The 26,290-nt window shown below is 63.1% G+C and carries 15 protein-coding genes and 8 pseudogenes; 18 read left to right on the forward strand and 5 right to left on the reverse strand.

The window, feature by feature from the left end; genetic code table 11:
- The first annotated feature begins 61 nt into the window (after window positions 1–61).
- On the forward strand, window positions 62–1,390 hold the full coding sequence (rimO, locus tag ACF2JD_RS03375; protein WP_440986758.1) for a 30S ribosomal protein S12 methylthiotransferase RimO: 1,329 nt from the start codon (window positions 62–64) through the stop codon (window positions 1,388–1,390).
- Between the two features lie 32 nt (window positions 1,391–1,422).
- On the opposite strand, the gene ACF2JD_RS03380 is transcribed toward rimO, so the two are convergent.
- Window positions 1,423–1,866, reverse strand: a complete 444-nt coding sequence (locus tag ACF2JD_RS03380; protein ID WP_440986759.1) for a GNAT family N-acetyltransferase — start codon at window positions 1,864–1,866, stop codon at window positions 1,423–1,425.
- A gap of 162 nt (window positions 1,867–2,028) precedes the next feature.
- Between ACF2JD_RS03380 and ACF2JD_RS03385 the strand changes: the two are divergent.
- The 13 genes and pseudogenes from ACF2JD_RS03385 to ACF2JD_RS03445 form a co-directional block, all read left to right on the forward strand.
- Window positions 2,029–2,898, forward strand: a pseudogene (locus ACF2JD_RS03385) (IS1595 family transposase); the annotation flags it as partial.
- Between the two features lie 55 nt (window positions 2,899–2,953).
- Window positions 2,954–4,636 carry an ABC transporter substrate-binding protein gene (locus ACF2JD_RS03390; protein WP_106887484.1) on the forward strand — a complete coding sequence of 561 codons (1,683 nt, stop codon included), beginning with the start codon at window positions 2,954–2,956 and terminating at the stop codon, window positions 4,634–4,636.
- 118 nt (window positions 4,637–4,754) lie between these two features.
- Window positions 4,755–5,738 carry an ABC transporter permease gene (locus ACF2JD_RS03395; protein WP_005331240.1) on the forward strand — a complete coding sequence of 328 codons (984 nt, stop codon included), beginning with the start codon at window positions 4,755–4,757 and terminating at the stop codon, window positions 5,736–5,738.
- Between the two features lies 1 nt (window position 5,739).
- Window positions 5,740–6,654, forward strand: a complete 915-nt coding sequence (locus ACF2JD_RS03400) for an ABC transporter permease (RefSeq protein ID WP_111910280.1) — start codon at window positions 5,740–5,742, stop codon at window positions 6,652–6,654.
- The gene (locus ACF2JD_RS03405) at window positions 6,651–7,673 is read left to right on the forward strand and encodes an ABC transporter ATP-binding protein (protein WP_005331243.1); all 1,023 of its coding nucleotides are present in this window, start codon (window positions 6,651–6,653) and stop codon (window positions 7,671–7,673) included. The genes ACF2JD_RS03400 and ACF2JD_RS03405 overlap by 4 nt, the downstream gene beginning before the upstream one ends.
- Window positions 7,674–7,684: 11 nt before the next feature.
- On the forward strand, window positions 7,685–8,677 hold the full coding sequence (locus tag ACF2JD_RS03410) for an ABC transporter ATP-binding protein (protein WP_106887486.1): 993 nt from the start codon (window positions 7,685–7,687) through the stop codon (window positions 8,675–8,677).
- Window positions 8,678–8,778: 101 nt separating this feature from the next.
- Window positions 8,779–10,495 (forward strand): annotated as a pseudogene (locus ACF2JD_RS03415) (glycoside hydrolase family 9 protein).
- 236 nt (window positions 10,496–10,731) lie between these two features.
- Window positions 10,732–11,604: a BadF/BadG/BcrA/BcrD ATPase family protein gene (locus ACF2JD_RS03420; RefSeq protein WP_440986760.1), complete on the forward strand. Its 873-nt coding sequence runs from the start codon at window positions 10,732–10,734 to the stop codon at window positions 11,602–11,604.
- A 196-nt stretch (window positions 11,605–11,800) separates the two neighbouring features.
- Window positions 11,801–13,666 (forward strand): family 20 glycosylhydrolase, encoded by a 1,866-nt coding sequence (locus ACF2JD_RS03425; RefSeq protein WP_440986761.1) that lies wholly within the window; start codon window positions 11,801–11,803, stop codon window positions 13,664–13,666.
- Window positions 13,667–13,883: 217 nt separating this feature from the next.
- Window positions 13,884–14,405: a PAS domain-containing protein gene (locus tag ACF2JD_RS03430; RefSeq protein ID WP_440986762.1), complete on the forward strand. Its 522-nt coding sequence runs from the start codon at window positions 13,884–13,886 to the stop codon at window positions 14,403–14,405.
- Entirely contained in the window at window positions 14,402–14,539 is a 138-nt protein-coding gene (locus ACF2JD_RS03435) for a hypothetical protein (RefSeq protein WP_440986763.1), read from the forward strand. Before ACF2JD_RS03430 ends, ACF2JD_RS03435 begins: the two co-directional genes overlap by 4 nt.
- 195 nt (window positions 14,540–14,734) lie before the next feature.
- A complete protein-coding gene (locus tag ACF2JD_RS03440) occupies window positions 14,735–15,436 on the forward strand; it encodes a methyl-accepting chemotaxis protein (protein WP_440986880.1) in 702 nt (233 codons plus the stop codon).
- A 74-nt stretch (window positions 15,437–15,510) separates the two neighbouring features.
- Window positions 15,511–15,859 (forward strand): annotated as a pseudogene (locus tag ACF2JD_RS03445) (MGMT family protein).
- 41 nt (window positions 15,860–15,900) lie between these two features.
- On the opposite strand, the gene ACF2JD_RS03450 reads toward ACF2JD_RS03445, so the two are convergent.
- Together ACF2JD_RS03450 and topA are read right to left on the reverse strand one after the other, a co-directional pair.
- Window positions 15,901–16,062, reverse strand: coding sequence for a hypothetical protein (locus ACF2JD_RS03450; protein WP_440986764.1), 162 nt, complete (start codon window positions 16,060–16,062; stop codon window positions 15,901–15,903).
- A 97-nt stretch (window positions 16,063–16,159) separates the two neighbouring features.
- On the reverse strand, window positions 16,160–18,781 hold the full coding sequence (topA, locus tag ACF2JD_RS03455) for a type I DNA topoisomerase (protein WP_440986765.1): 2,622 nt from the start codon (window positions 18,779–18,781) through the stop codon (window positions 16,160–16,162).
- A gap of 360 nt (window positions 18,782–19,141) precedes the next feature.
- Between topA and astB the strand changes: the two genes are divergently transcribed.
- Window positions 19,142–20,479, forward strand: coding sequence for an N-succinylarginine dihydrolase (gene astB, locus ACF2JD_RS03460; RefSeq protein WP_440986766.1), 1,338 nt, complete (start codon window positions 19,142–19,144; stop codon window positions 20,477–20,479).
- Between the two features lie 230 nt (window positions 20,480–20,709).
- Here the strand turns inward: astB and sohB are convergent.
- A pseudogene (gene sohB / locus ACF2JD_RS03465) lies at window positions 20,710–21,715 on the reverse strand (protease SohB).
- Window positions 21,716–21,935: 220 nt separating this feature from the next.
- On the opposite strand from sohB, the pseudogene ACF2JD_RS03470 reads away from it, so the two are divergent.
- Window positions 21,936–22,690: pseudogene (locus tag ACF2JD_RS03470) on the forward strand (YciK family oxidoreductase).
- A gap of 131 nt (window positions 22,691–22,821) precedes the next feature.
- Window positions 22,822–23,735: pseudogene (locus ACF2JD_RS03475) on the forward strand (LysR family transcriptional regulator).
- A 15-nt stretch (window positions 23,736–23,750) separates the two neighbouring features.
- On the opposite strand, the pseudogene ACF2JD_RS03480 reads toward ACF2JD_RS03475, so the two are convergent.
- Window positions 23,751–24,928 (reverse strand): annotated as a pseudogene (locus ACF2JD_RS03480) (MFS transporter).
- Window positions 24,929–25,110: 182 nt separating this feature from the next.
- On the opposite strand from ACF2JD_RS03480, the pseudogene ACF2JD_RS03485 reads away from it, so the two are divergent.
- Window positions 25,111–26,255: pseudogene (locus ACF2JD_RS03485) on the forward strand (MalY/PatB family protein).
- The last annotated feature ends 35 nt before the right edge of the window (window positions 26,256–26,290 follow it).

Below are 26,290 nucleotides of genomic sequence, written 5' to 3' on the forward strand. Positions count from 1 at the left end.
GGTTAGCCATTCCGGTAAAATCCGCGCCCTTGAATAAGAGCCACCTAAGAGTGATTGAGCGATGTCCAACACAAAACAGGCCCCCAAAGTAGGATTCGTCTCCTTGGGTTGCCCCAAAAATCTGGTCGATTCCGAGCGTATCCTGACCCAGCTGCGTACCGAAGGGTACGATGTGGTGCCCAGCTATGACGATGCGGAGCTGGTGGTGGTCAACACCTGCGGCTTCATCGACAGCGCGGTACAGGAATCCCTGGAAGCGATCGGTGAGGCCCTGGCTGAAAACGGCAAGGTGATCGTCACCGGCTGTCTCGGCGCCAAAGAGAACCAGATCCGCGAGATCCACCCCAAGGTGCTCGAGATCACCGGTCCCCACGCCTATGAAGAGGTGCTGGGCCACGTCCACAAATACGTGGCAAAGCCGACCCACAACCCCTTCACCAGCCTGGTGCCGGCCCACGGCGTCAAGCTGACCCCGCGCCACTACGCCTATCTGAAGATCTCCGAGGGCTGCAACCACCGCTGCACCTTCTGCATCATCCCCTCCATGCGCGGGGATCTGGTGAGCCGCCCCATCGGCGAAGTGCTGGCCGAGGCCAAGCGTCTGAAAGAAGCCGGTGTGAAGGAAATCCTGGTGATCTCCCAGGACACCTCCGCCTATGGCGTCGATGTGAAGCACCGCACCGGTTTCTACGACGGCATGCCGGTCAAGACCAGCATGGTCGCCCTGTGCGAGGAGCTGGCCAAGCTCGACATCTGGGTGCGCCTGCACTACGTCTACCCCTATCCCCACGTGGATGACGTCATCCCGCTGATGCGCGATGGCAAGGTACTGCCCTACCTGGACATACCGCTGCAACACGCCAGCCCGCGCATCCTGAAGCTGATGAAGCGCCCGGGTACCGTCGAGCGCACCCTGGAGCGCATCCAGAAGTGGCGCGAGATCTGCCCCGAGATCACCCTGCGCTCCACCTTCATCGTCGGCTTCCCCGGCGAGACCGAAGAAGAGTTCCAGATGCTGCTGGACTTCATCGACAAGGCTGAACTGGACAGGGTTGGCTGCTTCAAATACAGCCCGGTCGAAGGCGCCAAGGCCAACGAGCTGCCGGATCCTGTGCCGGAAGACGTCCAGGAAGAGCGCTTCCAGCGCTTCATGGAGCTGCAGCAGCAGGTCTCCGTTCGCAAGCTGGCCCGCAAGGTCGGCCAGGAGATGACAGTGCTGATCGACGAAGTGGACGAAGAGGGCGCCACTGGCCGATCCTTCGCCGACGCCCCCGAGATCGACGGCCTGGTCTACCTGAACGGCGAAACCGATCTGAAGCCCGGCGATCTGGTCAAGGTCCGCATCGACGAGGCGGACGAGTACGACCTGTGGGCCAGCCTGATCAGCTAATTGATCCCGACAAGCGCCAACAAAAAAGCCAGTCAGTGACCCTGAACGCCTTTATCATTGACCTCCTCAACGGCCTTGAAACCATGACGGCAATAAACGCCACCGGTCAGGTTTTCGGTTTGCAAGTACAGCTTGCTGATCCCCGCCCTGCGAGCGCGGCTGAGGATCTCTGTTACCAGCAAGGAGGCGACCCCCTGCCCCCGCGCTTTTTCAACGACATATACCCCACCTAACCAATATTCGTACTCGGGAAATATCGCCATTTCACGGATCTTGAGCTCGGCAGCCCCCACCCATTCACCGGCCTGGCGGGCCAGTACGATCAGCGGAGCCCGGTCAACCTGGGTGGCCGCCATGACCTTGGCCAGCACCTGATCTTGAGTAAAGCGACCACTGTCGCGGCACCATTCGTCAAAATACCATGAGGCAACCACGACTGCGGCAGATGGCGCATCCGCCAGTAACAACAACTCCATAAAGCCTCTTTTTCGTATAACCCCTGACCGGCTGGGGAAGGATGAACACGGCGAGGCGAAACCCAGGGTCGCACCCGCGAGCGGCGGCTTTTTATGGCGCTGTCCCAATTACATGTTGAAAGGCTAACCTTGAAGTAGGTCATCACCTTGAGGGCCTCCATCATGGATACCCAAGCCTTTCAACATCTACTCTCTCTCTTCCCACTGCTCACCTTGCGCCAGCGTCGCCTCGCGCAACATGAACTCACCGCCCCTCACCCCATCACCTCCTTAGCCACCCAACTCCCCCCTTGCCAATGTTGCCCTCACTGCCAGGCCGAGGCCGCGCAGTTGGCTCCCTGGGGCTGGAGTCGAGGGCTGCGTCGCTATCGCTGCAAGCAGTGTCTGCGTACCAGCTCCGTTCTCACCAAGACGCCACTGGCCCGACTTCGTAAGGCACAGTGCTGGGAAGACTATGCCCAGGCCCTCATCGACGGGCTGACCGTGCGACAGGCTGCCGTCCGCTGCGGGGTCTGTAAAAACACCGCCTTTTTGTGGCGTCACCGCTTCCTGAAAGCCATGGCGAGCCACCAGGCGGCACGGGAAGGGGGTATCGTCGAGGTCGATGAGACCTTCTTCCTGGAGTCGTTTAAAGGGCAACGTGGTTTGCTCCGTCCGGCCCGCCATCGTGGGGGCAAAGGCCGTACCCGAGGCACAGGGTCGGATTACATCCCGGTGATGGTGGTTCAGGACCGGGCTGGTCACCATGCGGATTTTCAGTTGGAGAAAATGAATGCCGAGACGGTGATAGCGGTTTTGACACCCCTTGTCTCGTCAGATGCGGTGTTGTGTAGCGATGGCGCCGGGGTGTATGCCAGTTTCAGCAAAGCGCAGGGAGTGACCCATCAAGTCGTGCGTAATCGTCAAGGCGAGCGCGTGGTTGGCGCGTACCACATCCAGCATGTGAACGGGTACCACAGGCGTTTGAAAGAGTGGATGGAGCGGTTCCATGGGGTAGCGACGCACTATCTGAGGAATTATCTGGGTTGGCGAAGTTGGCGAAGGGTTCCAAAACCATGGAAGACCAAAAAATAAGAAAGGAAAACATATGCTTGCCAAAGTATCCAAAATCGCTACCTCAGTCATGCTGGGAACCCTGATGCTAGGTGCCGCCGGCACCGCCATGGCCGCCGAGAACAAGACGGTGCTGACCCTGGTCGCGCAACAGGAGACCGCATGGGTCAAGAACTTCAACCCCTTCCTGCAGGCCGGTCTGCTGCACACCACCCGTCACTTCATCTACGAGCCGCTGGTGATCTTCAACGATATGCAGGGTGGCAAACCCGTCTATCGTCTGGCCACCAACTACGCCTTCAGCGATGACCTGAAGTCGGTCACCTTTGACCTGCGCGAAGGGGTCAAGTGGTCCGATGGTGAAGCCTTCACCGCCGACGACATCCTCTTCTCCTTCAACCTGGTCAAGGCCAACAAGGCGCTGGACGAGCGCTCCATCTGGACTCAGATCAAGGGTGTCGAGAAGCTGGGTGAGCACAAGGTCAAATTCGACCTAGCCGAGGTCAACACCAACGTGGTGAACGACCTGGTGCTGGTGCCCATAGTCCCCGAGCATCAGTGGAAGTCGGTAAAAGACCCGGTTGCCTTCACCAACGACAAGCCGGTCGGCACAGGTCCCTTCACCGAAGTGGACAACTTCTCCGCTCAGCTCTATACCCAGTGCCGCAACCCGCACTACTGGGACAACGCCAACCTCGCCATCGACTGCCTGCGCATGCCGCAGATGGCCACCAACGACCAGGTACTGGCTGCTGTGATGAAGGGTGACGTGGACTGGTTCGGCTCCTTCGTGCCGGACATCGAGCGCCTCTACGTCGGCAACGATCCCAAGAACAACAAGTACTGGTTCCCCGCCTCCGGCACAGTGGCGTTCAACGTCAACTTCCAGAGCAAGAACCCGGGCAATAACGAAGCCTTCAACGACATCAACTTCCGCCGCGCCTTCTCCATGGCGATGGACCGCCAGTCCATGGTGGACATCGCAGGCTACGGCTACCCGACCGTTAACGAATACCCGTCTGGCCTTGGCAAGGCATTCGCCTCCTGGGACAACCCGGACGTCGAGAAGAAATACGGCAAATACAACAAGTTCGACCTGGAAGGTGCCAAGGCTCTGCTGAAGGAAGCGGGCTACAAGGACTGTGACGGCGACAAGTTCCTCGACACCCCGAGCTGCAAGAAGATCGAGTTCAAGGTGCTGGTACCGAACGGCTGGACCGACTGGGTCAACACAGTCCAGATCGGTGTGGAAGGGCTGCAGGCCCTGGGCCTGAACGCCAAGACCTCCACCCCGGAAGCCACCGTCTGGACCGAGAACCTGATCACAGGTGACTTCGACGTCGCCCTGCAGGGTTACTTTGCCGGTGCCAACCCGCACAAGTACTTCGAGACCGCCTTCCACTCCCGCAACATGGGTGAGCGCGGCAACCGCTTCGCGGCGCCCCGTTACAAGGATCCCGAGCTCGACAAGCTGATCGATGACTTCACCCAGACCGCCGATGCGGCCAAGCAGAAGGAGATCATGTTTGCCATCCAGGAACGCGTCGGTGCCAACCAGACCATAATCCCTGTGTTCAACAACCCGACCTGGTACGAATACAGCACCAAGCGCTTCAATGGCTGGTTCAGTGCCGACAACCCGGTCGCCAAGCCGCAGGTACACCCGGACACCCCGGAACGTCTGCTGCACGTGTTGTCACTCAAGCCAAACAGCTAACCACCTCGGCCCCCTGCGGGGGGCCTTTTTCCCCGCCCATGTCTTCCATCCCCCGTCTTTGCCGGGGTTGGGGGAGCTTTGCCCGGCGCGGGGCAGGCTTGCAGTAAAAGGTATCACCATGGGATTTATACTAAGACGCTTCTCCTTCTATCTGGTCGCCTTCCTGGTGGCCGCCACCATCAACTTCCTGCTGCCCAGAGCCATGCCCGGAGATCCCGTCTCCGTCATGTTCGCCCGGGCCGGCGCCATGATGGAACCTGCCGCCCTCGAAGCCCTCAAGGCCACCTTCGGGTTCGTTGACGGTCCCATCACCACCCAGTTTCTCGCCTATGTGAAGAGTGTCTTCACCTGGGATCTCGGCACCTCGGTGCGCTACTACCCCCAACCGGTCGCCGATGTGCTCGGCCGCGCCATCGGCTGGACCCTGTTCCTGGTGGGCACCTCCACCATACTGAGCTTCTCCATCGGCTCCATCGTCGGCATCTTCGCCGCCTGGTACCGGGGGGGACGCATGGACAGCATCCTCTCCCCGCTCACCCTGGTGATGCAGGCCATTCCGCCGGTGGTGGTCTCCCTGCTCGCCCTGTTCCTGTTCGGAGTCAGTCTCGGCTGGCTGCCCATCGGCTACGCCTACAGCCCGGAGATCACCGCCGATTTCGGTTGGGAACACATCAAGAGCATCATGCTGCACGCCATCATGCCGGTGGGCACCCTGGCCATGGTGCAGGTGGGGGGTTTCCTCATCACCATGCGCAACAACATGATCAACCTCCTGGGGGAGGACTACATCACCATGGCCAAGGCCAAGGGGCTCTCCAGCAACAGGGTCATCTTCAACTACGGCGCCCGCAACGCCGTGCTGCCCAGCGTCACCGCCCTCTCCATGGCGCTCGGCTTCGTCATCGGCGGCTCCCTCATCACCGAGGTGATCTTCAACTACCCGGGCCTCGGGCTCACTCTCTACCAGGGCATACTGGCCCGCGACTACCCGCTCATTCAGGGGCAACTGCTCATCATGACCATCACCATGCTCAGCTTCAACTTCCTGGCGGACGTGCTCTATGTCTTCCTGGATCCCCGTCTGCGTACAGGAGGCAAATAAGATGCGTATGCCGACTATTTTAAAAATCCTGCTGGGCAACAAGAAGGCCGCCTTCGGCCTCGCCATCGTTGTCACCTTCGTGCTGATGGCCCTGTTTGCCCCGCTGCTCGCCAGCAACGAGCCCACCAAGCGGGTCGCCCGCCCGCACCAGCCCCCCAGCGTGGAGCTGGTGATGGGCTCCAACCGCATGGGCCACGATCTCTGGGCCCAGTTCACCAGCGGCGCTCGCATCTCCCTCATGGTGGGCTTCGGGGCAGGCCTGCTGGTCTGCGCCCTCGCCATCGGCATCGGCATCACAGCCGGTTACTTCGGCGGCGTGGTGGATGAGTGCCTCACCTTCCTGATGAACGTGGTGCTGGTGATCCCCAACCTCCCTCTGCTGCTGGTATTGGCAAGCTTTATCGGGGAGGCGTCACCGACGGTGATTGCGCTCATCATAGGTTTTACCTCCTGGGCCTATGGCGCCCGGGTCATCCGTGCCCAGACTCTGGCGCTGCGGGAGAAAGAGTTCGTCATCGCCGCCGAAGTGCTGGGGGAGCCGGCCTGGCGCATCATATTGGTGGAGATACTGCCCAATCTCATCTCCATCATAGGGGTGAGCTTCATCGGCTCCATCATCTACGCCATCGTCACCGAGGCGACCCTGGAGTTCCTGGGACTCGGCGACCCCACCGTGGTCAGCTGGGGCATCATGCTCTACAACGCCCAGACCTCCAGCGCCATCCTGGTAGGCGCCTGGTGGGAAATCCTGGCCCCCTGCTTCGCCATCGCCACCCTGGGGGCGGGTCTGGCCATGCTCAACTTCGCCATCGACGAAATAGCCAACCCGCAACTGCGCTCTCACAAGGGTCTGCGCCGCTGGAAACAACTGGCCGCCCCCGTCACCCCCATCGCAGCCCAGGAGAAGACAGCATGAGCTCGCAACAACCCCTGCTGTCGGTGCGCCAGCTCTGCGTCGACTACATCACAGAGAGCGGCGACGTGCGCGCCGTCAACTCGGTCAGCTTTGACATAGCCCCAGGCGAAGTCTTCGGCCTCGCCGGCGAGTCCGGCTGCGGCAAGTCCACGGTCGCCTTCTCGGTGGCCCGGCTGCACAAGCCACCCGCCTACATCAGCGGCGGCGAGATCCTGTTCAAGGGGGAGAACATCCTCGGCTTCGACGACGAGCGGCTGCGCAGCTACCGCTGGCGCCAGGCGAGCGTGGTGTTCCAGTCCGCCATGAATGCGCTCAACCCGGTGCTGCGCATGGAGGAGCAGTTCTGCGACGTGCTGCTGGCCCACAACCCCGGCATGACCCGCTATGAGGCGATCAAGCGCGCCCAGGAGCTGCTGGAGATAGTCGACATCCACCCGAGCCGGCTCAAGGACTACCCGCACCAGTTCTCCGGCGGCATGCGCCAGCGGCTGGTGATCGCCATCGCCATGGCCCTCAACCCCGAGCTCTTGATCATGGATGAGCCCACCACGGCGCTGGATGTGGTGGTGCAGCGGGAGATACTGCAGAAGGTCTACGCCCTCAAGGCGAAGTTCAACTTCTCCATTCTCTTCATCACCCACGACCTCTCGCTCATGGTCGAGTTCTGCGATCGCATCGGCATCATGTATGCGGGGGAACTGGTGGAGGTGGCGCCGGCCAAGGCGATACTGACCGCGCCCCTGCACCCCTATACCAAAGGGCTCGGCAACTCCTTCCCGCCCCTGCACGGCCCGAAAACCGTGCTGGAGGGGATCCCCGGCACCCCGCTCAACCTGCTGGAGGTGCCGGTCGGCTGCCGCTTCCAGGCCCGCTGCGGCAAGGTGCACGATCGCTGCCGTCAGGAATATACCGCCCTCGCCGAGATCCGGCCCGGGCAGCAGGCCGCCTGCCACCTCTATGACTCGGCCGAGGAACAACTGGATCACCCCATCTATCTGGACAAGGCCGCTGGCTGTTAAGGATGTCTGTCATGCAAATCGCCCAAACCGACGCGCCCATCATCGAGGTCCAGCATCTCTACAAGGACTTCGCCGTCAACTCCAATGCCATCAAGAGCGGCAAGATGCGGGCCCTCTCCGACATCACCTTCAACCTGCACCGGGGCCGCGCCCTGGCGGTGGTGGGGGAGTCGGGCTCGGGCAAGAGCACCATCGCCAAGATCATCGCCAAGATGTACAAGCTCTCCAACGGCCGTATCCTCTACCGGGGCCGGGATCTGGAGGAGTTCAACAAGGGCACCGCCCTGCTGGACTATCGCCAGAGCGTGCAGATGGTATGGCAAGACCCGTTCGGTTCGCTCAATCCGACCCACACCATCTACCACCACATCGCCCGCCCCCTGCTGCTGCACAGCAAGGTGCTCGACAAGAAAGATCTGCCAGACATGGTCTATGCCCTGCTGGAAAAAGTGGGGCTGACCCCGGCCAAGGCAACGGCGGCCAAGTATCCGCACCAGCTCTCCGGCGGCCAGCGCCAGCGGGTCAATATCGCCCGCAACCTGGCGGTGGAGGCGGAAGTGGTGCTGGCGGACGAGCCCACCTCCATGCTCGACGTCTCCATTCGCATCGGCATCCTCAACCTGATGGAGCAGATGAAGAACGAACTCGGCGTCTCCATGCTCTACATCACCCACGACATCGCCACCGCCCGCTACGTGGCCGAAGATCTGGCGGTGATGTACGTGGGCCACATGGTGGAGTGGGGCGAGGTGGACGAGATACTGCACCACCCCCAGCACCCCTATACCCAGTTGCTCATCTCGGCGGTGCCCGATCCCGAGAAGAGCATCCATGCCGAGCTGGAGGGGGGCCGCAAGGGGGAAATACCGCTCTGGACCCCGGAATCCCGGGGCTGCCCCTTCGCCGGTCGCTGCCATCAGGCCATGCCCCGCTGCAAGGAGAGCCTGCCGCCGGTGACCAAGCTTGCCGACAACCACTTCGTGCGCTGCTACCTGCACGAATAAGCCCGCCCCCACACCGGGGGCGGCCTTACCGGCCCGCGACACCTTCACCCGGGCCTCCTCGCGAGGCCCCTTCATTGCCCCAGACCAGGGAGTAAAGCTGGATGGAACTCTTGATCAATCAGGTGGGTTACGATTGTGACGGACACAAGATTGCCCTGCTGCAGACCGCCGCCGACCTGGAGATAAGCGGCCTGGTGCGACTGCGCCGCCTTCATGATGACCGCCTGCTGCTGGAGGTTCCGCTGCAGGCCGCAGGCCAGGTGGCCCGGTTGGCAGGGCCGCACTTACTGGCGCGCCGACTTCAGCGCCTTCAAGGAGCCCGGCCACTACCGGCTGGAGGCGATCACAGCACAAGGCATAGTCCGCTCCACCCGCTTCGCCATAGGCCAGGATCTGCTGACCAGCCGCTGCCTCTCCGATGTCATTCACTACTTCAAGGGACAGCGCGCCAGCGGCGCCTTCGACAGGGCCGATCGCTGCGCCCGTCTGTTTGGCACCGATCAGCACAAAGATGTGCACGGCGGCTGGTTCGATGCCAGCGGCGACATGAGCAAATACCTGAGCCACCTCTCCTACGCCAACTACCTCAATCCCCAGCAGACCCCCCTGGTGGTGTGGAGCCTGCTCAAGAGCCGGGCGCTCCTGGCGACGCGCCGCGACATCGACGGGCTGAACCTCTGCAAGCGGCTCAGTGACGAGGGGCTGCACGGGGCGGATTTTCTCTGCCGGATGCAGGATGAGGCCGGCTTCTTCTACATGACACTGTTCGACAAGTGGAGCAAGGATCCCGAGCAGCGGGAGCTGTGCGCCTACGCCACCCAGCAGGGGCTCAAGTCAGCCAACTGGCAGGCGGGCTTTCGCCAGGGGGGCGGCATGGCCATTGCCGCCCTGGCCCGGGCCGCCCGCGAGCAGTCCGGCGGCGACTTCGATACCAGCCACTATGCCGAGGCGGCCAGGCGCGGCTACCTGCACCTGCGCGAGCACAACCTCGCCTACCTGGACGACGGCCTCGAGAACATCATCGACGACTATTGCGCCCTGCTGGCGGCGGTCGAGCTGACCCAGACCCTTGGCCGCGACTGGCTCGGGGAGGCAAGGGACAGGGCCGGCAGGCTCTGCGCCCGCCAGCGCCCCCACCCCGAGCTCGGCCACTACTGGAGTGCCAACGACGACGGCTCGCGCCCCTACTACCACGCCGCCGAGGCGGGTCTGCCGGTGCTGGCCCTGCTGGAGTACCTGGGGGTCGAGCCGGATCAGGAGCGCCGCGCCCGGGTGAATGCCGTGGTGCAGCAGGCGCTGGCCGCCGAGCTGGCCCTCGCCGCTCGGGCGGGCAACCCCTTCGCCCTGGCACGCCAATATGTGAAAGGGGTCGACGAAGACCCCCGCATCAGCTTCTTTATGCCCCACCACAATGAATCCGGTTACTGGTGGCAGGGGGAGAATGCCCGGCTGGCCTCCCTGGCCGCCATGGCCTTCGCCGCGGCCCGCCACTTCCCCCAGCAGAGCCCGCTTCTGATGACGTTCGGTCAGCGCCAGCTCGACTGGATCCTCGGGCAAAACCCCTTCAACGCCAGCATGCTGGCGGGGCACGGCATCAACAACCCGAGCTATACCGCCGGTTATCCCAATGCCCTCGGCGGCATCTGCAACGGCATCACCTCAGGATTCGATGACGAGGCTGAGGTGGCCTTCATTCCCGAGGAGTACAGGGATCGGCTGGATCAGAACTGGCGCTGGGGGGAGCAGTGGATCCCCCACGCAGCCTGGTTTGCCCTGGCCATCAGTTGGCAGAGTGCGCCGGAGGCCCGTCATGATTGAGACGTACCAGGATCGGCTCGATCATAACTGGCACTGGGGAGAGCAGTGGATCCTCCATGCAGTGCGACTGGTTTGCCCTGGCCATCAGCTGGCAGTGTGTACCGGAGGCTCGTCATGATTGAGACGCACAAGGATCGGCTCGGACATCATTGGCGCAGGAGAGAGCAGTGGATCCTCCAATCATTCAGCCTGGTTCGCCCTGGCCATCAGCTGGCAGAGTGCGCCGGGGGCTCGTCATGATTGAGTTTTGGGTCGGGGTCGATGGCGGGGGGACTCACACCCGCGCCCGCATTCGGGACAAGGGGGGCAGAGTGCTGGGAGAGGGGCGCGCCGCAGGTTCCAATCTGGAGCTCGGCATAGAGGTTGCTCACGCCAACGTGCTGGCGGCCATCGAGCAGGCACGCCTTGAGGCAGGGCTCCCCAGGGAGAGCGAGCAGCAAATGGGGGTGGGGCTGGCGCTCGCCTCCGCCGAGCTGGCCGACTGCTACCACGCCCTGCTCGAGATGCCCTTCCCCTTCGCGAGCGTGCGGCTCACCTCCGACGCCTTCGGCGCCTGCCTCGGCGCCTTTGGTGGCCGGGAGGGGGCCATCCTCATCGCAGGCACAGGGTCCGCCGGGCTCATCTACCGCCATGGTCAGCTGCATAGCTGCTCAGGGCGCGGCTTCCCCATCTCGGATCTGGGCAGCGGCGCCTGGCTGGGGCTGCGCGCCATCCAGCAATCCCTTCTCTGCCACGACGGCATCCTGCCCCCCAGCCTGCTCGCCGTGCGCCTGCTCGATCACTTCAAGCGGGATCAGGCCGAGGTGGTGCGCTGGGCCGCCCGCGCCATTCCCGCCGACTATGGCCGCTTCGCCCCCTGGGTGTTCGACGCCGCCAGCGACGGGGATGAGCTCGCCAACCAGCTGCTGGACGAAACCTGCGCCCAGTTGCAGACCCTGCTGGAGGGCATGGGACTGCTGGGAGCCGACCGCATCGCCCTGCTGGGAGGCGTCGGCATGCGCCTGGCCCCTCGCCTGGGGCACCTCAACCTGGTGCCCCCGCAAGCCGATGCGCTGGAAGGCGCCATCCTGTTTGCCCAGTCGGAGGCCTATCTATCTCTGCCCCCCTGAGCCCTGCCCGGCGTGAACGATGCGTTGGAGAGGACACAGCCCTGTTCTCCCAGTCGGAGGCGTGCCCATGTCTGTACTCCTGAGCCCTGTTCGCCCAGTCAAAGACCTACCCATGCCTGCATCCTTGAGCCCTGCCTGGCGTGAAAGCCTGCGCCAAAGAGGGCACCACACTGTTCGCCCAATCAGAGGAATACCCATGTCTGCACCCCTGATCCATACCCAGATCGACCGTCGTGACGGTGAAGACGTCTGGTTCCGCTTCACCCTGAGCCAGCTCCCGGCCAGCCCCTGGAAGCTGCACTTCTGCCTGGCCCGCCACATAGATCCCCAGTCGGTGGAAGGGGGTTCCCTGGCGCGCCAGAGCGGCAGCTACAAGGTGCTGGTGCCCCATGAGGGGGTCAGCGAGCTGCGTTTTTGCTGCCGCAACACCCCCATCAAGCGCTACTCCGATCTGCCTCAGGGCTTCTTCCTCAGCCTGACGGACGAAGGCGCCCAGCCGCAGCTGCAACCCGTGGTGCAGGCGGGCCAGGATCTCGGCCTGCCGCCGAGCCCGGCCGCGGCCCCCGATCTACCCGAGGTGGAGCCCGCCAACGGCATAGTGCCCCAGCCGGCTCAGCTGCGGCTGCCGGAGGGCAACTTCCGCCTGGCCGAGCGGGCCCATGTCAGCGGCCCTGTCTCCCTGGCCCCCCTGCTGGCCCATTTCAACGAGCTGACGGGTCTCGCCCTGACCCAGGATCACGACGCCGAGATCCACCTGGTCGAGGCCCCCCTCCCCCAGGAGGCTTACCAGCTCGTCATCACCACAGAGGAGATCCGCATCCGGGCTGCCGGCGAGGCGGGCTGGCGCCACGGTCTGGTGACCCTGGCCCAGTGGGCCCTGCAACACGGGGAGAGCCTGCCCTGCCTCGAGGTGGAGGACGCGCCCAGGTTCGGTTTTCGCGGCATCTTCCTCGACTGCGCCCGCCACTTCCACTCCATCGCCACCCTCAAGCGCCTGCTCAAGCAGATGAGCCTCTACAAGTTCAACCGCTTCCACTGGCACCTGACCGATGACGAGGGCTGGCGCCTCGAGATCAAGGCCTTCCCCCGGCTGACCGAAGTGGCGGCCTGGCGGGGACATGGCCTGGCGGTCGGCCCCCAGCTCAGCGGCGGCCCCGATCCTTATGGCGGCTACTACACCCAGAGCGAGGTGCGCGAGCTGGTGGCCTATGCCGCCGGGCTCGGCATCACCATCATCCCGGAGATAGACATCCCGGGTCATTGCCACGCGGCCATCAAGGCGCTGCCCGAGCTGCTGCGGGAAGAGGCGGACAGCTCCCGCTACCTCTCGGTGCAATATTTTGACGACAACGTGCTCAACCCGGCCCTGCCCGGCACCTATCGCTTCCTGGAGGCGGTGATCGACGAGGTGTGCGCGCTCTTCCCCGGCACTCAGGTGCACATGGGGGGGGACGAGGTGCCGACCGGGGTCTGGACCGACAGCCCCGCCTGTCAGCAGTTGATGGCAGAGCAGGGCTACACCGATTGCCGGGAGCTGCAGGGCCACCTGCTGCGCCACTGCCAGCAATACCTGGCGGCCAGGGGCAAGCAGATGCTGGGCTGGGAGGAGATACTGCACGGGGACAAGGTGAGCCGGGACGCCACCATCTTCGCCTGGACCAGCTTCCAGGCGGGGCTGGATGCCGCCACCGCGGGCTACCCCGTGGTGATGGCCCCGGCCCAGTCTCTCTATCTGGATCTCGCCTGGAGCCCGGATGTTCATGAACCCGGCCTCTACTGGGCGGGGACCCTCAATCTGGAGCAGGTCTACCTATGCGATCCTGCGCCGGCCGATTTCCATGCCAACGATAACATCCTGGGGGTGCTGAGCCCCTTGTGGTCGGAACTGATCACCTCTCGCGATCGTCTCGACTACATGTTGTTCCCGCGCATGCTCGCCACGGCCGAGGTGGCCTGGAGCGACCCCGCCCGCAAGGCCTGGGATCACTTCGCCGCCCGCCTGCCCGGCCAGCTGCAGATCCTCGATCAGTTACAGGTGCGTTACCGGGTGCCACAGAGGTAGTGTTATCTTTCTCTTTTTGGCGACCTTTTGGTCGCCATTTTTTTACCACCAAACAACAAAAATCCAACCTAGCCCCTACTTTTACTCCGCCTTTGTTGGCAAAATAAGGCCCCCGATGAGGCCGGTCTGGCGCCTGCTGGCGCGAGCCTGGGCCACCTCCGGTTCTGCCACAATAACAACGACAAAGTTATCAACAAGAACATCGGAGCGTATTCCTATGGCCCGCAAACACGTCCAGATCCAGGACAGTGAAGTTGAGTTCCCCGCCGACGTGCAACTCGTCTCCACCACGGATCTGCGCGGCGTCATCACCTACGCCAACCCCGCCTTCTGCCGCATCGCCGGCTACCATGTCGATGAACTGGTCGGACACAACCACAACCTGGTGCGTCACCCCGACATGCCCAAGGCCGCCTTCGCCGACCTCTGGGATCGCCTCAAGGAGGGCAACCCCTGGCGCGGCATGGTCAAGAACCGCTGCAAGGATGGCCGCTATTACTGGGTCGACGCCTATGTGACCCCCATCTACGAGAACGGCAAGATAAGCGGCTACCAGTCGGTGCGCTGCAAGCCCGAACCCCAGCTCAAACAGGTCGCCGCCCAGGCCTATCAGGCCCTGCTCAAGGCGAGCGCGGTGGCTCAGCAGCGGCCTCCCCTCCCTCAGCCACTTGCGCCTGCCGTTGCTGGGCTGCTGCTGCTCGGCCTGTTGGGCTGGGCCTTTCCAGCCAGGGCGCCATGACAGCCCTGCTGATGCTGCTGCCCCTGCTGCTCATCGGCGGCGCCTACTGGCGCGAGCTCTTCGCCCTGCCCCTCTATCTGCAGCAGCTTGGTCGGGAGTATGACAGCCTGACCCGGCTGGTCTATTCCGGGTGATGGCCCCGGCGCCATCGCCGATTTTCATATCAAGATGCTGCAGGCCCGATCCGCACCGTACTGGGCCGGGTCAACGATGCGACACATCCCCTGCAGACCCTGGCCACCAATCTGAAACAGGCATCCCATCAGGCCTGCCTCGACATCAACGAGCAAGATGCCCAGACCCAGCAGATGGCTACAGCCATGACCCAGATGGCCAGCACGGCTCACGAGATTGCCCGCAACATTCAGGACTCCAACGGTCAGGTCAACGAAGCCCGCAGCCGCTGCGAACACACCAACAAGCAGCTGAACCAGACCGAGCAGCGCATCGAACAGCTCGCCAAACAAGCTGAACTGGCATTCAACTCGGCGGTGGAGCTCGCCAGCGAGTCAGAGCGGATTGGCAGCGTGATGGGCGAGATCCAGGGCATCGCCGAGCAGACCAACCTGCTGGCCCTCAACGCCGCCATCGAGGCGGCCAGGGCCGGCGAGCAGGGACGTGGCTTTGCGGTGGTGGCGGACGAGGTGCGCACCCTGTCCACCCGCACCCACAAGGCGACCGAGCAGATCCAGGGCAGCATCCGCCAGATCCAGCAGACCCTGGGCCGCTGGCAGGGGATGATGCAGGAGAACCTGCAACAGACCCGCGAGTGCGCCGAGATGACCCGCCAGGGCGCCAGCAGCCTGCATACCGTGCTGGCAGAAATTGAACTGGTCACCGAACACTCCACCCAGATCGCCACCGCTGCAGAGCAGCAGCAGGCGGTCGTGGAGGAGATCAGCCGCAGCATCCACCAGATATCCGTATACTCCCACGCCAACAGCCAGAAGATGCAGGATGTCGACAGCTCCAGTCAGGAGCTGCTGGAGCGGGCCAAGCAACTCAAGGGGCTCAGCCAGACCTTCGGTTGATCATTGCCAGCCCCATGACAGAAGCGCCACAATGGCGCTTCTGTTGTTTTTGACGAGTCATGGGTCTATGAGCATTGGAATCGAGCCCCTGCCCGCTGAACAAAGTTGCCCGTATCGAGGCGATCCTCGCCCTGATCCCGGCAGGCCGGGTGGTCAGCTATGGTCAGGTGGCCGATCTGGCGGGGCTGCCCGGACGGGCAAGACTGGTGGGCAAGGTGCTGCGGGAAACCGACAAGGTGCTGCCGTGGCATCGCGTGCTGGGCGCAGCGGGCACCATCTCGCTACCAAAAGGGTCGCAGGCTTTGCCAACAGACGGGACGCCTGCAGGAAGAGGGGGTGCCGGTGATCGGCGGGCGGGTCAAATGAAGGAGTGGCAATGGCAGCCCGACCTGGCCGAGCTGCTATTTTCTACTGCCGTTTTGATGTTGTTCTTCACCTGGTCACTATGTTGTTGGCCGGATCACTCAAGCGGAGGCCAGGATCTCGTCGCTGCGCACCTGCACCGGTATGGTCTCATCCTCGCGCTGCAGCAGCACCAGCAGGCTCTGCCGGTCCACCTCCAGCACATAGGCCGCCCCTTCACGGGTCATGCAGCTCATGCCCGGCCGGATCTCGTTAATCTCCATCTCAACCTCCTTGTCTACAACGCTACACTCCTTGCAGCTGTCTCAGTATACCGCACATCCAATAAACAAAGAGGCCCCTGGTCGGGGCCTCTTTTCATCACGCTTTCTTCGGCTTGGCCAGGCTCTGTTGCCAGGTGCCGTTGTCGTAGTGCGCGGTCCAGCCGGTCGCCTTGCCGTTAACCTCGGTCATCACGTACTGCTCCTTGGTCTTGCGACTGAAGCGCACGATGGCGGGGTTGCCGTCCGGATCGGTGAGCGGGGCACCGGCCAGATACTTGTGCTTGGGCGACAGCCGGTCGCGGAAGCGCTTGAGCTCCTCCACCAGTGGCGCACGAGTCTCACGGGATTTCGGGAAGTTGCTGGCGGCGAGGAAGAGACCGGCCGCCCCGTCACGCAGCACGAAGTGGGCGTCGGACTGGGTGCACTTGAGCTCGGGCAGCGGCACCGGATCTTCCTTCGGTGGCGCTATGTCACCATTTTTCAGGATCTTGCGGGTGTTCTTGCAGGTCTCGTTGGTACAACCCATGTACTTGCCGAAGCGGCCGTTCTTGAGCTGCATCTCGGAGCCGCAGCGATCGCACTCTATGCTCGGCCCTTCGTAGCCCTTGAGCTTGAACTGACCCTGCTCGATTTCGTAACCGTCGCAGTCCGGGTTGCGACCACAGACGTGCAGCTTGCGGCTGTCGTCGATGATGTAGGCATCCATGGCGGTGCCGCAGACGCCGCAGCGGTGCTTGGCGCGCAGCGCCTCGGTCTCGGCCTCGTCACCGTCGGTGGCGGAGACGAACTCGTCCGCACTGACCAGGTTGATGGTCTTCTTGCAGCGCTCTTTCGGCGGCAGGGCGTAACCGGAGCAGCCGAGGAAGACCCCGGTAGTGGCGGTACGAATGCCCATCTTGCGGCCGCAGTCCGGGCAATCGATGTCGGTCAGCACCATCTGGTTGGCACGCATGCCCCCCTCTTCTGCCGGCTTGTCGGCCTGCTCCAGCTCCTGGGTAAACTCGGCGTAGAAGGCGTCAAGCACCTTCTTCCACTCCAGGCTGCCTTCGGCGATGCCATCGAGCTTGTCTTCCATCTTGGCGGTGAACTCGTAGTTCATCAGCTCGACGAAGTTCTCCACCAGACGGTCGGTGACGATCTCGCCCATCTTCTCGGCGAAGAAGCGGCGACTCTCGACCCGCACATAGCCGCGATCGACGATGGTGGAGATGATGGAGGCGTAGGTGGACGGGCGGCCTATGCCGCGTTTTTCCAGCTCGCGCACCAGGGCCGCTTCGGTGAAGCGGGCGGGCGGCTTGGTGAAGTGCTGACGGGGATCCAGCTTGACCAGCTTCAGGATCTCGCCGACGGTCACCGCCGGCAGCTGGCTGTCTTCCCCCTTGCGGCCCATGGGCGGCAAGGCCTTGGTCCAACCGGCGAAGCGCAGGGTGCGACCGCGGGCCTTGAGCTCGAACTCGCCCGCCTTGACGGTCAGGGTGGAGGAGTCGTACTGGGCCGGGGTCATCTGGCACGCCACAAACTGGCGCCAGATGAGGTCATAGAGCCGCATGGCGTCCGGCTCCATCCCTTCCAGCATCTCGGCAGTCACCAGCACGTTGGAGGGACGGATCGCCTCGTGGGCCTCCTGGGCGCCAGCCTTGGAACCATAGAGCGTCGGTTCGGCCGGCAGGTAGGCGGCGCCATACTGCTCGCCGATATATTCGCGCACCGCCTCGACCGCCTCTTTGCTGAGGTTGGTGGAGTCGGTACGCATGTAGGTGATGTAACCCGCTTCGTAGAGACGCTGGGCCATCATCATGGTCTTCTTTACCCCGAAGCTCAGTCGGGTGGAAGCCGCCTGCTGCAGGGTGGAGGTGATGAAGGGGGCGGATGGCTTGGAGCCGGTCGGCTTGTCTTCCCGGTTCACCACCTTGTAGTCGACCCCTTCCAGGGCGGCCACGGCGGCGAAGGTCTCGGCCTGGGTCACCGGCTTGAAGTCGACGCCGTTGCGGCTGACCACTTCCATCCGCAGATCGGCCTTGTCACCGGTCAGCAGATCGGCATTGAGATCCCAGAACTCCACCGGCACGAAGGCCTTGATCTCGCGCTCTTTATCGACGATGAGGCGCACCGCGACGGACTGCACCCGGCCGGCGGAGAGACCGCGAGCCAGCTTCTTCCACAAGAGCGGAGAGACCATGTAACCCACGACACGGTCGAGGAAGCGACGAGCCTGCTGGGCGTTGACGCGATGGATGTTCAGATCGGACGGCTGGGCAAAGGCCTCCTGGATCGCGGTCTTGGTGATCTCGTTGAACACCACCCGCTTGTAGCGGCTGTCATCACCGCCGATGATCTCCCGCAGGTGCCAGGCGATCGCCTCTCCTTCTCTGTCCAAGTCGGTTGCGAGATAGATGGTGTCGGCCTTCTCGGCCAGACTCTGCAACTCGCTGACCACTTTCTCCTTGCCGGGCAAAATCTGGTAGTTGGCCTGCCAGCCTGCGGTCGGGTTGATCCCCATCCTGGAGAACAGGGCGTTACGATCCTTGGCCGCCTTCTCGGATTCGCTGAGCTTGATGCCGCGAATGACAGGTTTTTTGGGCTCTGTGCTGGCGCTGCCGCTGGTCGGCAGATCGCGCACGTGACCGACGCTGGATTTCACCACGTAGTCCTTGCCCAAATATTTGTTGATGGTCTTGGCCTTGGCCGGAGACTCCACTATGACCAGTGATTTGCCCATGCTGTAACTATTATCCTCATTGCACCCGACGGGGTTGGCGTGCGGTTTTGTGGGGCTGTATAAGAGATTTGACGGGAAAAAGCAATCTTGTGAACAAATTTGCCATGCAGCCCGAACCGCCTTGCTTCTTTATTTATTAATGCGAAGGGGACGCGCGGGAAGCAACCGCTTTTTTGTTTTTATGCTATATCCCCCCCTTTTTTAGATTGGAAATGACATATCCAGCCACCCCCGTCACATAAAAAACCACCTTGGTTATCAGCTTGTTACAAAGGATGAAATCTCTTTATAATGGCCGCACGCCGCAGCTTTGTGCGCGGAAGGAACCGCTCCCCATATAAAAATCGAAAGGATGTAGTCATGAAGCACTTCGAGGTCAACTTCGACGGCCTAGTCGGCCCCACCCACAACTATGCCGGCCTCTCCTATGGCAATGTGGCGTCCCAAAGCAACGCCAAGGAAGCGTCCAATCCGAAGGAGGCCGCCAAGCAGGGGCTGCGCAAGATGAAGGCGCTGACCGAGCTCGGCATGACGCAAGGGGTGCTGGCGCCCCAGGAGCGGCCGGATCTCGCTACCCTGCGCCGCCTCGGCTTCACCGGCAACGATGCCAGCGTCCTGGCCCAGGCCGCGAAACAGGCCCCTGCCGTGCTGGCCGCCTGTTACTCCGCCTCCAGCATGTGGACCGCCAACGCCGCCACCGTCTCGCCGAGCGCCGACACCCAGGATGGCCGCATCCATTTCACCCCCGCCAACCTGACCAACAAGTTCCACCGCTCCCTGGAGCCCGAAGTGACTGGCCGCATCCTGCGCGCCGTATTCAACAACGATCGTCACTTCAGCCACCACCAGCACCTGCCGGAAAACGACCACTTCGGTGACGAAGGGGCCGCCAACCACACCCGTCTGTGCCGCGCCTACGGCGAGGCCGGGGTCGAGCTGTTCGTCTATGGCCGCAGCGCCTTCGACGTCTCCCGGCCCGCCCCCAAGCGCTACCCGGCCCGCCAGACCCTGGAGGCGAGCCAGGCCATTGCCCGCCTGCACGGCCTGGGGGAAGAGAGCGCCGTCTTCATCCAGCAGAACCCGGACGTGATCGATCAGGGGGTGTTCCATAACGACGTGATAGCGGTGGGCAACCAGAACGTGCTCTTCTTCCACCAGCAGGCCTTCCTCCATACCGAGGCGGCCCTGGCCGAGGTGCGCACCAAGTTCGGAGAGGGGGAGCTGCACTTCATCGAGGTGCCGACCAATGAGGTGTCGGTGCAGGATGCAGTGAAATCCTATCTGTTCAACACCCAGATCCTGACCCTGCCGAGCGGCGAGATGGCGATCATCGCCCCCACCGAGTGCCGTGACAATCCGGCGGTAGCCGCCTATCTGGCCAAGCTGGTGACCCTGGGCACGCCCATCAAGGGGGTGCACTTCATGGACGTGAAGCAGAGCATGCGCAACGGCGGCGGCCCCGCCTGCCTGCGACTGCGGGTTGCCATGAACGACGCCGAGCTGGCGGCGGTCAACCCGGCCTGCCTCATCAACGACAGCCAGTTTGCCCGTCTGGACAACTGGGTCGAGCGCCACTACCGCGACAGCCTGTCGCTGGACGATCTGCGCGATCCTTCCCTGGTGCTGGAGACCCGCACCGCCCTGGACGAGCTGACCCAGATCCTCAAACTCGGATCCGTCTACCCCTTCCAGCGCTGAGCACACGCTCGCAGCGAAGCCGCGACATCAGCATAAACAGAGAGCCGGGCAATGCCCGGCTCTCTTTTTAGTCCTTTGCACTGAGTTATAAAACCTGTTCACGAGCTGTAGCGAGAGATCGTCAGCAAGGTGAAGAGCAGCGCAGGAACCGGAGTGTGTAGATACACATGAGGATTCCGAGCAGCACATGAGCCTTGATCACGACCTCGCAGTAAGCTCGAAACAGGTTCTCAGCGCCAGGGGCTCTGCTGCCACAGGCGGCCGAGGGCCCCTTCCAGCGCCTGGGCCCCCTGCTGACCCAGCCGCTGGGTCAGGCTCTTGGGCTTGCGGTAGCTGATGCCGACCACCTTGTGTTGGCTGGCCTGGGCCAGCAGGTAGTCATCGCTGGTGCAGAGCGCATCCACCAGACCGAGCTGCTTGGCCTGGCTCGCCAGCCAATGCTCCCCCGTGGTGACCTGGTCGATGTCGAGGTTGGGTCTGTGCTCGGCCACGAATCCCTTGAAGCGCTCGTGGATGGCCCCCAGCTCCTCGCGAAACTTCTCCCGCCCCAGATCGTCGTTCTCGCCGAACATGGTGATGGTGCGCTTGTACTGGCCCGCGGTGTGCATCTCGAACTCGATGTCGTGCTTTTTCAGGAGTTTGTTGAAGTTCGGCAACTGGGCAATGACGCCGATGGAGCCGACGATGGCAAAGGGCGCCGCCAGTATCTTGTCCGCCACGCAGGCCATCATGTAACCGCCGCTCGCCGCCACCTTGTCGATGGCAACCGTCAGCGTGATGTCCTTGTCACGCAGGCGCTGCAGCTGTGAGGCCGCCAAGCCATAGCCGTGCACCACGCCGCCGCCGGACTCGAGGCGCAGCAGCACCTCGTCCCCGGGCCGGGCGACCCCTATCACGGCGCTCACCTCTTCGCGCAGGGAGGCCACCTCCCTGGCATCCATGCTGCCGTGAAAATCGAGCACAAAGAGCCGGCTGCGCTCATCCCCCGCCTTGGCGCGCCTTCTGCTCCTCTTTCTGCTGCTTTTCCAGCACCTTGCGCTCGGCCTTGCTGGCCAGCGCGCTCTTGAGCGCGAACTGCCCCTGCTCCAGCTCGCTCGAGAGATCGGTCACCACCAGCTCACCCTTGCGCGCTTTTGGCTGGCGAGTGCTGACCATCATCAGGATGATGGCGCCGATGGCCAGCAGGAAGGTCACTGTCTTGGCCAGAAACAGGCCATATTCGGTCAGAAATGTCACGATGGACTCCAGAATGGATCGGTTTTCGTCACATTCTAGGGAGTTTGGTGGAGGCGCGCAAAAAATCGCAGTCAGCCCGGAAAAACCAACCCGAGCATCACAACCTCTCTATTTTCTTCACATTTTTCTTGCCGCTGGCTGGTCAAACGGGCGCGCGGATCAGTACACTTGGCGCCGATTGCCATGCACTTATGGCCGGAATTTGTTAACAGGAGTTGTCATGCTCGATTATCAGGCACCCGCGATCTGCTCAAGGATAAAGTCATTCTGGTCACCGGTGCCGGCGACGGGATCGGCCGCGAAGCCGCCCTCACCTACGCCGCCCACGGCGCTACAGTCGTGCTGCTCGGTCGCACCAGCGCCAAGCTCGAGGCGGTCTACGACCAGATAGAGGCGGCCGGTCACCCCCTGCCCGCCATAGTCCCTGTCGATCTGAAAGGGGCCACCGCCGCTCACTACCGCGGCATGGCAGAGACCTTCGCCCAGCAGTTCGGCCGCCTCGACGGCGTGCTGTTCAATGCCGGCCTGCTCGGCACCCTCTCCCCCTTCGAGCACATCCAGGAGAAAGAGTGGGACGAGGTGATGCAGGTCAACGTCAAATCCGAATTCCTGCTGACCCAGGCCCTGCTGCCCCTCATTCGCCAGACCGCCAAGGAGCACGGCGAGGCCTCCATCGTCTACACCTCCTCCAGCGTGGGCCGAAAAGGGCGCGCCTACTGGGGCACCTATGCCATCTCCAAGTTCGCCGTCGAAGGCATGATGGAGGTGCTGGCGGACGAGCTGGAGAATACCGGGGTGCGGGTCAACAGCCTGAACCCGGGCGGCACCCGCACCAGGATGCGGGCCAGCGCCTTCCCGGCGGAAGACCCCCAGTTGCTGAAGACCCCGGCCGACCTGATGCCGCTCTATCTCTATCTGATGGGACCGGACAGCCGCGGCAAAACCGGCCAGACCTTTGTAGCTCAGCCAAAATAAACAAGTTGCGTGGCCCAGCCCAAATAAATCAATAAAATACCCAGAGTGTTGTGCGGCAGGGGTTAAATTGAATAGGGGGCACGGCTCCCTGTAGCAACCACTGACCATCCTATCTCCAATCAGGTTGAACTATGTTTCGTCCCAAGAGCACGTTTGAGCAATGGCGGATCTTTCAGGCGGTGGTCGACTGCGGCGGCTACGCCCAGGCGGCCGAGGCGCTGAACAAGAGCCAGTCCTCCCTCAATCATGCGGTTGCGAAGTTGCAGCAGAGTCTGGGCGTGCCCTTGCTGGAGGTGCGCGGCCGCAAGGCGGTGCTGACGCCAGCGGGCGAGATCTTCCTCAAGCGGGCTCGCCAGTTGAGCCAGCAGGTGGAGGAGCTGGAGAATCTGGCCAACAACCTGGAGCGGCAATGGGAGCCGCAGATCAACCTCTATGTCTCGGCGCTGCAGCCAAGGGATCGCCTCTATCGGGCCCTGGCCAGCTTCTATCCCCGCAGCCGGGGTTGCCGGGTCAACCTGCACGAACGCATTCACTGCCACTTCAACGCCCTGCAACCGGGTGATCTGATGCTCTCCGAGCACCTGCCAGGCGATCGCACCGGCCTGCCGCTGGACGAGGTGTCCCTGCTGCCGCTCTGCGCCGCCAGCCATCCGCTGGCACAGGAGGAGGGGGCGATCCGCAGCGACGTGCTGACCAGCCACAACCAGATAAGCCTGCATCCCCCCATTCACCGCTCGGTGGACTGGAACGATGCGGATGACACCGGCTGGAAGGCGACCCACTACCACGAAGTGCTCGCCATGCTGCGCCTCGGCCTCGGCTACGCCTGGCTGCCGCGCCATCTGGTGGAGCGGGAGCTGGCGGAAGGCTCGCTGGTACAGCTGGATCTGGAGAGCGGCAACGAGCGCCACCTCTACACCTATCTGCTGACCCTCTCCCCGAATCCCTCGGCCCCGCGACCGAGCTGCTGCTGCGCTGCCTGCGCAACGAATATCAGAGTGAGTCAGCGCCGCTCCCGCACGCCCAGCCCCAGCACGATAAATAACCGCCAAATCCCCCGTCAGACGTTGGGCACCCGCCAGCAAGCGGCCAGTGCGGCCAGCGCCAATGCGGTGGCCACCATAAAGACCCCGTGAAAACTCCAGATCTCCGCCACTGTGCCGGCGATGGCGCCCGCCATGATGGAGCCGGTGCGGATGCTGTTGGCAAACAGGGTGGTCGCGACCCCGGCCCGACCCGGCATCAGATCCTGGAAATAGGACATGCCAATGCCGGCGACAATGCCGATGAAGATGGCGTTGAGCAGTTGCAGCGCGATGAGGGCCCCCTGGCTCGACAGTGTCACCAGGCCGGCGTAGAACCCAACCCCGGCCAGCACCGCCAACAGCATCATGGGCCGCTTGCCGAAGCGCCGGGTGTAGTAACCCGCCAGCAGCATGAAGGGGATCTCCAGGGCCGCCGCCGTGCCCATCAAGATACCGGCCAGCTTCTCCTCCAGCCCCAGCTCGCGGGTGATGTAGAGCGGCATGTTGATGAGGTACATGCTGTTGCAGGTCCACATCAGGGTGGAGGCGATGAAAAGCGCCCGTACCGAGGGATCTCGCCAGCTGCTGACCCGCTCCCCCCCGCTCTTCGGCCATTTTGGGCAGCGGCAGGGAGGGCAGCCAGCGCCACACCACAAGGGCGCAGAGCAGGTAGGCCAGTGCCGAAGCCAGGTACATCAGCTCGAAGCCATAGCCGATGGCGAGCGCGAAGGCGGCCGGCGGCCCTATCACCCAGGCCAGGGAGAACTGGGCCCGCAGCACAGAGCTGAACATGTCCGCCCGTTTGTTGCGGCTGTCGGCGTATTCGCGCGCCAGCGCAAACAGCTGGGGGCTGGCGGTGGCCGCCAGCGCCGCCAGCAACACCCCCAGACTCGCCAGCAGCCAGTAGTTGCGGTTCCAGGCAAACAGCAAGGAGAGGGCTACCCCGGCAAAAGCAGCAGCGCAGGATCAGCCGCTTGCAATCCCCCTTGTTGTCGGAGCGGTGACCCAGCCACTGGCTGACCAGAATGCCCACCACCGCATTGATGGTATAAAAGAGCCCGACCAGTAAGGGGCGCACCTGCACCTCTTCGGCCAGAAACAGGCTCAAGGTAGGCACCTGCAGAGCCACCGCGACGCCGGTCATAAAGGTCACGGCAAGAAATGAAAGAGAAACGGGATCCGGGCGTTTGACCGCCGCTATCGACAAGCTCATAGGGTTACCACTGATTGGAAGGAAAAACGGGCCTAACGGGCGGCAGCCGTATGAAAATTCGGCGCCTATCTTATGTCACTATCAAGAGCGGGCTCAAGGATGGCATAAGCGGGTGTGCGCCTTGCGAGGGAGGCCGCGACCCCGTAGAGTGAAAGCCCATCCTGCCAGCACAAGGAGTTCGCATGTTTGATTTTGATCGGAAGTAGACCGCAGTGGCACCATGAGCCTGAAATGGGACAAGTACAAGGGTCAGGATGTACTGCCCATGTGGGTTGCCGACACCGACTTCGCCTCGCCCCCCGCGGTGATCGAGGCGCTGACCAAACGGGTCGCCCACGGCATTTTCGGCTATTCACGCCCCTCGCCGCGCCTGATCGAACTCATTATCGAACGGATGGCGACCCGCTATGGCTGGGCCATCGAGCCCGAATGGCTGGTATTCCTGCCCGGCGTGGTGCCCGGGCTCAACCTCGCCTGCAAGGCGTGGAGCCAGCATGGCCGCGGCATTATCACTCCCAAGCCGGTCTACTACCCCTTCCTGCAGGCACCGGGTTTCAACGACCGTCCCCTGCTGACCGTGCCGATGATTGAAGAGGCTGGTCGCTGGGTGCTGGATCTTGAAGAGCTGGAGCGTCAGGCTCCCGCCGCGGATCTGCTGCTGCTCTGCAACCCCCACAACCCGGGCGGCACCATCTTCACCCGTGACGAGCTGCTGGCCATCGATGCCATCGCCGCGCGCCACAATCTGGTGATCTGCTCCGATGAAATCCACTGCGATCTGCTGCTGGATAAAAATGCCCGCCACATTCCCTACGGTGCCCTGAGCCCGTCGGCCGCCGAGCGCTCTGCCGTCATGATGGCGCCGAGCAAGACCTTCAACATCGCCGGCCTGTGCTGCTCCTTCGCCGTGATCCCCAACGCCCGCCTGCGGCTCAAGCTGCAACAGGCGATGCGCGGCATCAGCGCCGACGTCAACCTGCTGGGCTTCGTCGCCGCCGAGGCGGCCTACGAGGGCGGCGAGCAGTGGCTCAGGGAACAGCTCGACTATCTGAGGGTCAACCTGACCCTGATCGAGCAGGCGGTGGCCCGCTGGCCCGGCGTCAAGCTGGCAAGGAATCAGGCGACCTATCTCGCCTGGATCGATGTGAGTGCCCTCGGGCTGGATGATCCCGTCGCCTTCTTCGAGCAGGCGGGGGTCGGTCTCTCCCCGGGCGCCCAGTTTGGCGACGGCCAGTTTGTGCGGCTCAACTTCGGCTGCACCAAGGCACGGCTGACCGACGCGCTGGCGCGGATGGAAGGGGCAATCCTCAACCACAGCAAGCCCTAGTCAAGCCAGCAACGGGATGGGTCAGCCCCATCCCT

Origin of the sequence: Aeromonas ichthyocola, from assembly GCF_046087985.1 — a bacterium.
GTDB classification, from domain to species: Bacteria; Pseudomonadota; Gammaproteobacteria; order Enterobacterales; family Aeromonadaceae; genus Aeromonas; species Aeromonas rivipollensis.

Coding starts and splice junctions, on each gene's coding strand:
- ACF2JD_RS03440 (WP_440986880.1), top strand. CDS start 14,735: ATGGCCAGCACGGCTCACGAGATTGCCCGCAACATTCAGGACTCCAAC.
- ACF2JD_RS03395 (WP_005331240.1), top strand. CDS start 4,755: ATGGGATTTATACTAAGACGCTTCTCCTTCTATCTGGTCGCCTTCCTG.
- ACF2JD_RS03420 (WP_440986760.1), top strand. CDS start 10,732: ATGATTGAGTTTTGGGTCGGGGTCGATGGCGGGGGGACTCACACCCGC.
- ACF2JD_RS03405 (WP_005331243.1), top strand. CDS start 6,651: ATGAGCTCGCAACAACCCCTGCTGTCGGTGCGCCAGCTCTGCGTCGAC.
- ACF2JD_RS03380 (WP_440986759.1), bottom strand. CDS start 1,866: ATGGAGTTGTTGTTACTGGCGGATGCGCCATCTGCCGCAGTCGTGGTT.
- ACF2JD_RS03425 (WP_440986761.1), top strand. CDS start 11,801: ATGTCTGCACCCCTGATCCATACCCAGATCGACCGTCGTGACGGTGAA.
- ACF2JD_RS03450 (WP_440986764.1), bottom strand. CDS start 16,062: ATGGAGATTAACGAGATCCGGCCGGGCATGAGCTGCATGACCCGTGAA.
- ACF2JD_RS03390 (WP_106887484.1), top strand. CDS start 2,954: ATGCTTGCCAAAGTATCCAAAATCGCTACCTCAGTCATGCTGGGAACC.
- ACF2JD_RS03410 (WP_106887486.1), top strand. CDS start 7,685: ATGCAAATCGCCCAAACCGACGCGCCCATCATCGAGGTCCAGCATCTC.
- ACF2JD_RS03400 (WP_111910280.1), top strand. CDS start 5,740: ATGCGTATGCCGACTATTTTAAAAATCCTGCTGGGCAACAAGAAGGCC.
- ACF2JD_RS03430 (WP_440986762.1), top strand. CDS start 13,884: ATGGCCCGCAAACACGTCCAGATCCAGGACAGTGAAGTTGAGTTCCCC.
- ACF2JD_RS03435 (WP_440986763.1), top strand. CDS start 14,402: ATGACAGCCCTGCTGATGCTGCTGCCCCTGCTGCTCATCGGCGGCGCC.
- topA (WP_440986765.1), bottom strand. CDS start 18,781: ATGGGCAAATCACTGGTCATAGTGGAGTCTCCGGCCAAGGCCAAGACC.
- astB (WP_440986766.1), top strand. CDS start 19,142: ATGAAGCACTTCGAGGTCAACTTCGACGGCCTAGTCGGCCCCACCCAC.
- rimO (WP_440986758.1), top strand. CDS start 62: ATGTCCAACACAAAACAGGCCCCCAAAGTAGGATTCGTCTCCTTGGGT.